Below are 11,410 nucleotides of genomic sequence, written 5' to 3'. Positions count from 1 at the left end.
TAACGACTTAATCAACTGACTAAAAAAGAAGTGAAAACTGGCAGGAAACCAACCGCTTCATAATTAAGGGATATATTATTCCCAGTACAACCCATGAATTGAGAATGTTCTTATGAGCAAGATCACATTGTCGACAGCACAATTTCCGGCACCAAACAAATAATAATGATCCGACCAAGAGAGCAGCAGCATTTGTGAATAATCTATTAAAGTTTTGTAAGCGATAGGCGATAACATTGCAGAATGAATAATAAAAAATAGATCGCAGACTTACGATTAATACCATAAGCGCTATCGCAAGGATTAGCCGTTTAGCCCCATAAATTCACCAGGATGTCCGCCCTACAATTTGTTGATTAACCCAATAAAAACAAAGGTGAAATATGTCTGTACTCACGGCGATAAAAAAAATTCCTGGCGCCTCCCTGCTTCGCGGTCGTCACCATCCCGCCAATGGTACTTATGATTGTCAGGCTATGCCCGCAACATTGGCCGCTGCGGGGTTAAGTAATCACGCAGCAGGCATTTTGATGACGTTTGTGCCGCCCAATGCCGATTATGCCCGTGTCAGTCAGGCCTGGCAGCGTTTCTCCTCTTCACATTTAACAGTTGTTACGCTCTCTTCCAGCGGCGCACTGAGTAGCAGTTGCCGGGAAACCACCTATTGCGATGGCGCCGGACAACAAGGCAGTTGGCTGATGTTGCCGGACAATCTGATCGCTGAGCACGAAGTGCATATCGTTGATCTACATGTTAAAAACACCCATACCGCGACCGATCGCATTAAAGCCATTACGCAAGAGCTGGACAGGTTGCAGGTCAAAATGCCGCTCTCTTCAGACCGCACATTTGCCATGATCTATTGCGATGGCTTGTCCGCGTCCGAAGGGTTCCTGATGCAGGCCTGGTATAAGAGCGGCCGTTTTCCATGTCTGACCATTGGCGGCTCTGCGGGCGGTAAACTGGCGTTTGACGGTACGTGGATAAGCGTGGGCGGTAAGGTGTTGCAAGGCAAAGCGGTGATCATTTTTTGTAAAATGGCAGCCGGTAAATCCTTCGCCCCCTTTAAAAGCCAGAACTTTAAGCCACTCAAAAAAAGCTGGCTTATCGCGCAGGCCGATCCGGTCGCGCGCACGGTCACGTCAGTCTTTGATGAACAGGGAAAACAGCAATACTTCACGACCGCGCTGGCGGAACATTTGCATTGCGATGAGCAGCACCTGACAGAGGGGCTGAAGGGATTAACATTCGGCGTAAAAGTCGGTGATGAGTATTTTATCCGCTCGGTGGCCAAAATTGACGACGACGGCGTGCATTTTTTCTGCGACCTGGAGTTTGGCGACCGCCTGCATCTGCTGGAAGAGACCGATTTTAAACAAGCCACCCTGCACGACTGGAAGAACTTTATTACCCCGCTGGGCAAACCTGCGGCAATCCTGATGAACGACTGTGTCTTGCGCCGCCTCGGCAGCGAGTCACAGTTGCACAACGCCCATTTCTTTAAAGGCTTACCGGCGGCGGGTTTCTCCAGCTTCGGCGAAATTCTCGGCGTGCCGATTAACCAGACCTTATCGGCGCTGGTATTTTTTAACCATAACGTCAAAGCCATGACCCACTTCCCTGTGGAATATGCCAGCTATGCCGGGCATTACGCCCAACGTGCGCTGCGCCGCTGGGAGGCGCTCAATGATTTCCAGACCGGAGTGATTAACCGCGTGGTCGCCTATCAGCAAAAACTGGCGCCACTGATGGCAGCACTGCCCATGCTGGAAGCAGCAACACAAACCCAGAATGAAACACTGGGCATGGCCGAAAGCAGTATTCGCTCCATCAGTGATATCGCCATGCAGAGCCAGGAAGCACAGAACCGTTTAGTCGAGGGGCTGGACGATCTGGAAAAAATTTCTGCGGGTATAAATGACATTACCAGCGGTATCAGCAATATTGCCTTCCAGACCAACTTGCTGTCATTGAATGCCGCCGTAGAAGCGGCGCGTGCCGGTGAGGCCGGGCGGGGTTTTGCAGTGGTGGCAACCGAAGTCAGGCGACTCGCGCACTCCTCTAAAGAACAGGCGGATGCGACGGCAGAAAATATTAATCAGGCAGTAAGCACCATTTCGCGTATTCGCGCTGTCGCCAACAATACCGTTGAAACTGCCAGTAATATGGCACAGCACTCTATTACTGCCGCTGACACCATTGCCGCGATGAGTAATAAAACAACCCATGAGCGTGAGAATATAGCCAAACATCTGAGTAGCCTGCATGCATTAACCTCCGGAATGGATGCTATGCAGGAAGCCGTTGCACAGCTTACGGTATTACAAAAACTCTCGACGCGACATGAGCATCATTAATGTAATAACGCCAGTTATTTATTTGTTATCCCTTTGACGGGTCGCCGGCAAAGGGATATCAATAGAAATAAGCGCCATGATGGAGATAAAACGTAGCAGAGTAATTAATTTATCTTGCAGATTCAATACCTTAATATTTCTTAAGCTTCTTTTTTTGTGAGACCATCCACAATATTATTTAAAAAGAATCAGTAAATATAAGGTATATTCTCAAAACAGCCTCGTTGTGATGCCAGACAGATATGGCAATGTGTTGTGGAAGGACTCCCGCCTGACCTTTTTTCCATAAAAATTGAATGATAGCACTGACAATACCGGGAGTATTTATGAACATTACCAAGCGTTTATTACTGACCTTTTCGCTTTTAATTATCAGCCTAATTGTTACCAACGTCATCGCCATGATGTCATTGTCAAAAATCGGCAGTGAAACAGAATATTTCCAGGCCAATATATTACCCAGTCTGGATGCAATGAATAAAGAAATGTTTAAAGTCACCTCGGTACGTTCGCAGCTCTATTTGCACGGGCTGGCTGAAAGCGATACAGAGATGAATGCTATTAAACAAGAAGCGATAAAAGTCTATGATGAACTTTCCGCTATGCACCAGCATTACCTTAGTGACCTGATTTCCGATCAGCACGACCTGGAGTTATCAAAGAAAACCCAGGCTGATTTAGAAAGTTTCCGTGGCGTGATGGATCAATATTTTAAAATTTCCGAATCAAACGATCGCAACGCCATTGCAGCCACTATGCGTTCCGGGGGGATGGTGGCCACTAAAATTAGCCAGCTGGCGAAAGATTTCACTGACCAGATTGCCTACAACGCCCAACTTGTTGAACAGTCAAACCAGGCTAACAAAGCATTAATTCAGCATTCGATGATCCTTTCTGCCGGGGCAACGCTGGTCGCCACGCTGGTGCTCGGTATCTTTGGTTTGCTGACCGTGCTTAATATCCGCAACCGTCTTAACGCGATGAAAGACGGCATGGTCAATATCAGCGAAAACCTGAACCTTGAGCAAAACCTCGACGCCGGTCGTCAGGATGAAATCGGCATGGCCATCTCCGCCTTCAACGCCCTGCTCAACCGCATGTCGGAAGCGCTGGTAATGGTACGTTCCGCGTCGCATTCGGTCAGTACAGCGGCAAACCAGATTGCCGTCGGTAACAATGAGTTAGCTGCCCGTACTGAACAGCAGTCCGCGGCCGTGGTGGAAACCGCCGCCAGTATGGAAGAGTTAAGCTCGACCGTAAAACAGAACGCGCAGAACGCCCAACAGGCAAGCCTGCTGGCAATAGCGGCATCCGACAGCGCCAGCACGGGTGGCAATGTGGTCAGTACGGCGGTGGCGCGGATGAAAGATATCAGCGACAGTTCCCACCGTATTGCCGATATTACCTCAGTGATTAACGGTATCGCCTTCCAGACCAACATCCTGGCGCTTAACGCCGCCGTCGAAGCGGCCCGCGCCGGTGATCAGGGCCGTGGATTTGCGGTGGTAGCCGGTGAAGTCCGCTCTCTTGCCCAGCGTAGCGCCCAGGCGGCTAAAGAGATTGAAACCCTGATCCACGAATCCGTGGCGCAGGTAGCAGAAGGTACCCGCCAGGTGGATCTCGCCGGGGAAACCATGAACGGCATAGTCCACTCGGTAACCCAGGTGAAAGATCTGATGCAGGAAATTGCCGCCGCATCGGACGAACAAAACCGCGGCATTTCGCAGATTGCCCAGGCGATGAGCGAAATGGATACCACCACACAGCAGAACGCCGCACTGGTTCAGGAGTCCACAGCCGCCGCTGGCAGCCTGGAAGACCAGGCGACAAAACTGCAGGAAATGGTCAATGTCTTCCGCCTGCCCGGCGCACAACACAGCCCTGCGCCACGCAGCGCCGTTAGCCGGACATCACGGCTGACACCCGCGACCGCCACTTCGGGAGATACCGGATGGGAAACCTTCTGATAACGCCTATTGCTTCGCGCGCCGGCCTGCCGCTCCCACTCTCCCGGTAGGGTTGCAGGCTCCTTCACTGCCACTCATTTCACGTGGCAGTGCTTTTTGCGTTTTACGCCCTACCCTGCACGACTTTCCAGACGCTGGCGATGGCGCAAACCGGGGAACCACTTCATCCATAGCGCCACTACAATCAACGTACCCATGCCGCCAATCGCCACAGCCGGCACCGCGCCGAGCCAGGCTGCCAGCATCCCGGACTCAAATTCGCCAAGCTGGTTAGAGGTATTAATAAAGATGGAGTTCACCGCATTCACGCGCCCGCGCATATCATCAGGCGTATCCAGTTGCACCAGTGAACCACGGATCACCATGCTGACCATATCAAAGCCGCCCAGCGCAAACAGCGCCAGCAGGGAGAGCCACATCCAGCTTGAGAAGGCGAAGACCAGTGTGGCGACGCCGAAACCGGCAACGCTGAAAAACATGATCATCCCGACGCGGCGATTCAGCGCACGGTGACTTAACCAGAAGCCCACCAGCAGAGCACCTACCGCGGGCGCACTGCGCAACAACCCTAAGCCAATCGGCCCGGTATGCAGCACATCGTGAGCAAAAATGGGAAGCAACGCCGTCGCGCCGCCGAGCAGTACCGCAAACAGATCGAGGGAGATAACCCCTAACACGTCCGGGCGGTTACGAATAAAGTGCACCCCCGCAAACAGTGATGAGAGCGTGGCCGGGGTGCGTTTCGGCTGTGCCTGTTCATAACGCAGGGTGATCACCAATAACAGCGACACCAGATACAGCCCGGCGGTGGTGAGGTAGACCACATCCGCACCTGCGGCATACAAAAACCCGCCGAGCGCCGGACCGACAATCTGCGCCGCCTGGCCAGACACCGCGTTTGCCGCCGTTGCGCGCGGTAAAATAGCCGTCGGTACCAGCGCTGGCAGCATAGAGACCATGGCCGGTGATTCGAGGGTTTTCGCGCACGAAATCACAAAAATCAGCAGCAAAATCACGCCGACGCTGGCATTGCCTTTCCACGTTAACCACGCCAGCAGCACAATCGCCACCCATTCACAGATCTGCCCGAGCAACACCACCCGCCGCCGGTCAAACTGGTCGGCGATATGCCCGGCCGGCAACGCCAGCGTCACCGACGGAAAGAACTGCACCAGACCAATCATCCCCAGCCAGAACGCGCTGTGCGTCTGAGAGTAAATCTGCCAGCCGACAATGATTGATAACATCTGAAAACCAAAGCTGGAGCTGGTTCGCGCCAACCAGAACGCCACAAACGAACGGTGTTGCAATAAACGCCCATCACGACCAGGTAACTCGGGTGCCATATCGTTTCTCATGTTGATAATTAATGCCCGGCCGACGGCGCGCCCGGCGCACCGGAACGCACAAACGGAGGACGTGCAAACCAAATCACGACCATCAATGCTATAAAGCCCCAGCCTAACAGCCAGAAATAGTCGATGGTCGACATCATATACGCTTGCTGCTCAATGGTTTTATCCACCGCCGCCAGGTGCTGCTGCGTTGCGCCACCCATCTTATGCAGATAGTCCATAGCCGCAGGGTTGTAGACCGACACGCTCTCCGTGAGTGACGCGTGATGATAAACCTCGCGTCGCGACCAGATCCAGGTGGTCAGAGAAGACGCAAACGAACCGCCCAATACGCGGAAGAAAGTGGCCAGGCCAGACCCTTCCGCCACTTCCTGGCCGTGCAGGTTCGACAGCACAATAGTGGTGATCGGCATAAAGAAAAACGCCACGCCGATACCCATAAACATCTGCACTTCCGCCACAGTGCGGAAATCAACGCTGGTAGTAAACTGCGCGCGGATCAGGCAGGAAACGCCCATGGTCAGAAACGACAGCGTGGCGAGAATGCGCAAATCCACTTTGTTGGCATAGCGGCCAATAAACGGCGTCAGCAGTAGCGGCAAAAAACCCATCGGCGCAGCGGCAAGCCCCGCCCAGATGGCGGTATAGCCCATTTGCGTTTGCAGCCACTGCGGCAAAATAATGTTAATGGCGAAAAAGGCGGCATAGCCCAGCGTCAGCGTCAGCGTACCGATGGCAAAGTTACGATCCTTAAACAGCCGAAGATTAACAATCGGATGGCGTTCCCCCAGTTCCCAGATCACGAATGACACCAGTGCAATCGCCGACAGTACCGACATGACAATGATTTCCGGCGCGGCGAACCAGTCAAGATCGTTGCCCTTATCCAGCACCACCTGCAACAACCCAACACCCAGCACCAGCAGCACAATGCCGACATAATCGATAGGCGATGAAACGGTGGTCTCTTCGCGGGCACGCAGTTGCGTCCACACCACCACGGCGGCAAAAATGCCAATCGGCACGTTGATATAAAAAATCCACGGCCAGGAGTAGTTATCGGTGATCCAGCCACCGGTAATCGGTCCGACAATCGGCGCAACCACCGTTACCATCGACAGCAATGCCAGCGCCACACTGCGTTTACTGGTGGGGAAAATCACCAACAGCAGCGTCTGACACATCGGGAACATCGGTCCGGCAAAAAAGCCCTGTAACGCACGGAAAATGATCAGCTCGGTCATGCTGTGGGCGAAACCGCACAGAAACGAGGTCAGGGTAAACAGCGCCACCGATCCGACAAATAACCTGAGCTGGCCAAAGCGACGGGTAAACCACCCGGTCAGCGGTAGCGCAATCGCGTTGCACACCGCAAACGAGGTGATAACCCACGTGCCCTGATCGGAACTGACGCCAAGGTTACCGGCGATAGTCGGCAGCGCGACGTTGGCGATGGTGGTGTCCAGCACCTGCATAAAAGTCGCCAGCGACAACGCGATAGTCGCCAGCAGCAGGCTGGGTGGCGTAAACGCCGACTTATCTTGCATAACGTCTCTCTTAGCGGGCGTTGGACGCTATCGCCTGGTTGTTGTCATGAAGAATTTTCGCCACCAGTTGATCAGCCTGGTCCAGCGCGTTCTGGTAAACGTCAGTGGTAAAGCGCGGTGCAGCTACGGTCTGCTGTGGTAACAGATGACCGTCGGTATCGCGGATATCAACACGTACGGACATCGACAACCCGACGCGCAACGGATGCTTCTCCATATCGTGCGGATCAAGCGTGATGCGCACCGGTAAACGCTGGATGATTTTGATCCAGTTACCGCTGGCGTTCTGCGCAGGCAGCAATGAGAACGCGCTACCGGTGCCGATGCCCAGGCTTTCAATGGTGCCCTGGTACTCGACATCTTCGCCGTAGAGATCCGCCGTCAACGTCACTTTTTGCCCCAGACGCATGGTGTTCATCTGACTCTCTTTAAAGTTGGCATCAACCCAGACCTGATCCAGCGGGACAATCGACATCAGCGTCGTGCCGGAGTCAACTCGCATACCAAGCTGCACGGCGCGTTTGGCAACGAAGCCGCTGACGGGGGCGACAATGGTGCTACGCGCATTATCGAGAAAACGCTGACGCAGCGTAGCGACGGCACTTTTGATTTCCGGATGGCTGTCAACAACCGTGTCATCCACCATCGCCAGATTGGTGCTTAACGCTTGTTGCACGGCAGCAAGATCGCTTTTGGCACTGGTGACTGCGTCACGGTAATGCGCCAGATCTTCCGGGGCGATGGCACCGCTGGCGGCAATCTTCTGTCGCCGCGCATAGTCATTTTGCGCCGTTTGCAACGCCACCTTTTTCGCCTCGACCTGCGCACGGTAATTATCAACTGTGCTGTATAAACCACGCACCTGACGCACCGTGCTGGCCAGGTTGGCTTCTGCTTGTTGCAGTGCAATTTGCGTGTCGCTGGGATCCAACCGCACCAGCGGTTGACCTTTTTGCACATAATCACCTTCGTCAACGGCAACCTGAGTGACCGTACCGGCGATTTGCGGCGTCAGCGTCACCAGGTTGGCGTTCACGTACGCATCATCAGTGGTTTCATAATAACGGGCATACAGGAAATACCAGGCGCAGCAACCTGCGGCGATCAGCAGTAGCACGATGAACAGAATGGCAAAGTTGCGTTTACGTTTACCCGGTGCACGTTCCGGTTGGGCAGTGGGAGTTTGCATCTTTATCGTAACCTTATTCAGGACAGCTTAGCGATGTGGGCGGGTGGCCTCATCCGGCAGCATTTTGATCAGCAACGCAACAAGCTGTTGCGCTTCGTCTGGTGTCAGGCGTTCCGTTAGCGTTCCGAGAATGGTGGCCAGCGCCTCATTCTGGAAACGGTCGCAAATCGCCCGCCCTTTGTCGGTCAATCCAAGAATGACCTGGCGCTTATCTTCCTGATTGGTGTTACGCACAATTAACTCACGTTTCACCATGCGCTCAAGCATGCGGCTCATGGCCCCTGCATCCATCAGCAGATTTTTGCTGACTTCCACCGGGCTGTTGAACCCTTTGTAGATGCTGATCAGTACCTTGAACTGTGCCGCAGTGATGTCGGTCGCGGAGAAATAGTGGCTGATCAACTGATCTTTGAACTGGTTTGCAAGGTGGATCAGCAAACCAAGATGAAGCCGGGGGGTGGGAATATCAGTAGAGTTTGTCATGATATTTGCCTGGTCAATAATTACAATTGAAATTACTGACCAGGCAGATAACTGTCAAGGGAGTGTCAAGAAGACCGCACGTTTTGTCAGTTTTGCCGTTCCGTCTGCCCACCATGCCAACGACGGTGGCCCCATTTCACGCGGCCATTTTCGAGGATTCTGCCACCCCCTGGCGGGTAGCCCGGTGGTTCAATGGTGACATTGCGCATCGCAGGATATATATCAAAACGCTGGAAGATATCCTGTAATGCCTGGTGGTGCGGGTTCAGGTCGGGTAGCGCATACCAGACCAGTTCACCCAGTGACTTTTCAATCCAGTTCTCGACCCGCTCTTCAGCGGTGACCGGGTTCATAAAGGTCGGGCTCTCCGCCATGGTCTGCAAACGGGCGTAATCCGCTACACTCCAGCAGCAAAACTCCAGCGCCTCCCCGGCATAATAGAGATCATCTAAAAACGCTTTCTGCCCGTCGGTTAACATTGCTTCTTCCGCATCGCTCAACTGCGCATACAGAAAGCGGGTTACCAGCATTGGCAAATGGTGCACCACCAGCCCCGGATGCTCGCCGCTGCCGCCGCCAAGCACTAAATTCTCCGGTGTGGCGCTAAAATCGTAGGCTCCCCATCCTTCTCCGTTGATCTTCTCCAGTGGATGGTAAATGGGTAAATACCCTAACTGACCAATCAGTTCATGATCGTAACCGTCGATATAACTCATACTTTATCGTCCTTGTCCGCCGCACGCAGCAGCGCCTGGTAGAGACTCTGTTTGCCGCCGTCGGCTTTGGCCGCCAGCTTCACGACCTTATCGCGTTTTCCCCACACCAGCGACAGAATATGTTCGGCGCGGTGAGACGGTAAACGTGTCAGCTGCGCCGCCAGCAGACGCAGGAGGGATTCATCATCCAGTTGCGACTGGAGTTTGATCTTCAGCGCATCGGTGGCGCGGCATAAACAACAGACCAGCACCGGCAGCGTCTGTTCATTTAAACTGTAATGCCCGATAAAGGCGTGAATAAAGGCATCCTGTACGGATTGGTGTTCATCATCCACCTGCGCCATGTAGTCGCAGAGCAGCGGGAAATAACGCTCACTGGTCAGAGCCAGCCCAAAGACAGCATAGCTACCGGGCATGCAATTTTTTTCCGCTTCCGCATCGGCATACCATTCATACTGATGGATAGCCACACGCGCGTACCGCTCCAGCACCCCATGCAGTTCAGGGTAGCGCAGCGCATTAGCAAAAAAACGGTGCGTATCAGAGCGCGCGAGGCCTTTAACCGGCAAAAAGGCTTTCACAGTCGACTTCAGTGTAATGTGGTAATGGCGCGGGAACCCCTGCTCCAGTAGCCGCATAATAAAGTCGAGAGCCTGCTGATACGCCGCACTGGACTCCTCGCGAATATGTAGCGTAATGTGCGCCAGTACGTCATTGCCGCAGCCGTGCATTAGCGGACTCCGGTGTTCACAGTTCGCCAGCGTCCCGCTGCCCTCCCGTAGATATCGCCCGGCTTTTTCACTGCCTAATTGCTGCGCCAGGGCCAGATACTGCAAGCCTGTCGGTTTACTGTAGCTGGGTTCAAAACGCAGGATCAGCACCGCCACATACAGCAGCAGATCAAGTGGTTGCGCGCCATCCTCGCTATCAACGAGTAAAGTCGCCTGTGGCTTGAGGTGATAATGACACTCGCCCCAGCCCGATTTTTCCACCGTAAAGTAGTGGGGTAAAAAGTGCTGTTCGACCCATTCGCTTAACTGGAAGACGATCCAGTGGCGATGTTCCGCCAGTGCGGGATGGCTGCGGTTTAACGCCTCAATGCGCGCACAGCCGCGCAGCAACCCGGCAATATCTGGCTGCGGGTACAAATCCGCATTGAGCGCATTACTGCAATAAAACAGCGTTGAGTGGGTATCCGTTGGGGCATTGCCCTCTTCCAGCACCCGGCGTTGCCAGGTCTCCATTGCGCAGCGTAGCTGGGCGATTTTCGCTGTATTGACCACATCCAGCAAGGTGACAGCCAGCAGGCCATCGCAGGTGGCGAAACGCGCGTCAACGCGAAAGCGGTAGTAGTTAAACGCGGCGTGTAGCCGTTGTTCGATAAGCGAGGTGATGGCCGGTATCCAGACCCTGTTCACCTCTTCCGCTGTCAGACTACCCTGCCAGTCATCAGAATCCGCGTCGTTTTCCCGAAACCGTTCGGCATCACTCTCCAGCGTGATGCGCTGTGCATCACAATTAACGGTCAGCGCATACTCCGCCGCGCGCAAGGGGTTATCTTCAATGGGAAAGGCAGCCTGAGAGGGCGCATGTCGGGCGGCGGTTTCATCAAACCAGCGGTTAACCACCGCCAGCGCACGTTCAACGGGAAACGGGGTAACGACAGCCATCACATCATCCTTTGTTGTGGTGAGTTGTTTTTATAACCCGATGATTTTGAAGACACAAGTGCGGAATATAGTGGGACGCGAAGCCCCGCCACTGCCATCTTGAGCGAGGTAAGCGAGGCCAGCCCT

At 53.8% G+C, this 11,410-nt stretch carries 8 protein-coding genes; 2 read left to right on the top strand and 6 right to left on the bottom strand.

Annotation, left to right across the window (positions count from 1 at the left end; genetic code table 11):
- Positions 1 to 383 precede the first annotated feature (383 nt).
- A complete protein-coding gene (locus GA0061071_RS14110) occupies positions 384 to 2,357 on the top strand; it encodes a methyl-accepting chemotaxis protein (RefSeq protein ID WP_088237869.1) in 1,974 nt (657 codons plus the stop codon).
- Between the two features lie 326 nt (positions 2,358 to 2,683).
- Positions 2,684 to 4,324, top strand: a complete 1,641-nt coding sequence (locus GA0061071_RS14105) for a methyl-accepting chemotaxis protein (RefSeq protein WP_088237870.1) — start codon at positions 2,684 to 2,686, stop codon at positions 4,322 to 4,324.
- A 110-nt stretch (positions 4,325 to 4,434) separates the two neighbouring features.
- Here the strand turns inward: GA0061071_RS14105 and GA0061071_RS14100 are convergent, their stop codons facing one another.
- The 6 genes from GA0061071_RS14100 to GA0061071_RS14075 form a co-directional block, all read right to left on the bottom strand.
- Positions 4,435 to 5,670, bottom strand: a complete 1,236-nt coding sequence (locus GA0061071_RS14100; RefSeq protein ID WP_061496399.1) for an MFS transporter — start codon at positions 5,668 to 5,670, stop codon at positions 4,435 to 4,437.
- A 20-nt stretch (positions 5,671 to 5,690) separates the two neighbouring features.
- Positions 5,691 to 7,226, bottom strand: coding sequence for a DHA2 family efflux MFS transporter permease subunit (locus GA0061071_RS14095; RefSeq protein WP_088237871.1), 1,536 nt, complete (start codon positions 7,224 to 7,226; stop codon positions 5,691 to 5,693).
- A 10-nt stretch (positions 7,227 to 7,236) separates the two neighbouring features.
- Positions 7,237 to 8,415 carry an HlyD/EmrA/EmrK family protein gene (locus GA0061071_RS14090; RefSeq protein ID WP_061496405.1) on the bottom strand — a complete coding sequence of 393 codons (1,179 nt, stop codon included), beginning with the start codon at positions 8,413 to 8,415 and terminating at the stop codon, positions 7,237 to 7,239.
- Between the two features lie 27 nt (positions 8,416 to 8,442).
- A complete protein-coding gene (locus GA0061071_RS14085; RefSeq protein WP_061496406.1) occupies positions 8,443 to 8,898 on the bottom strand; it encodes a transcriptional regulator, SarA/Rot family in 456 nt (151 codons plus the stop codon).
- Positions 8,899 to 8,984: 86 nt separating this feature from the next.
- Positions 8,985 to 9,614 (bottom strand): hypothetical protein, encoded by a 630-nt coding sequence (locus GA0061071_RS14080; protein WP_088237872.1) that lies wholly within the window; start codon positions 9,612 to 9,614, stop codon positions 8,985 to 8,987.
- Entirely contained in the window at positions 9,611 to 11,284 is a 1,674-nt protein-coding gene (locus GA0061071_RS14075; RefSeq protein WP_088237873.1) for a DUF6138 family protein, read from the bottom strand. The genes GA0061071_RS14080 and GA0061071_RS14075 overlap by 4 nt, the downstream gene beginning before the upstream one ends.
- Positions 11,285 to 11,410: the final 126 nt, after the last annotated feature.

The sequence above is a fragment of the Kosakonia oryzendophytica genome (assembly GCF_900094925.1).
Classification (GTDB): Bacteria; Pseudomonadota; Gammaproteobacteria; order Enterobacterales; family Enterobacteriaceae; genus Kosakonia; species Kosakonia oryzendophytica.
The sequence above is the reverse complement of the archived record's forward strand: the minus strand, read 5'-3'. Positions and strand labels throughout refer to the sequence as shown.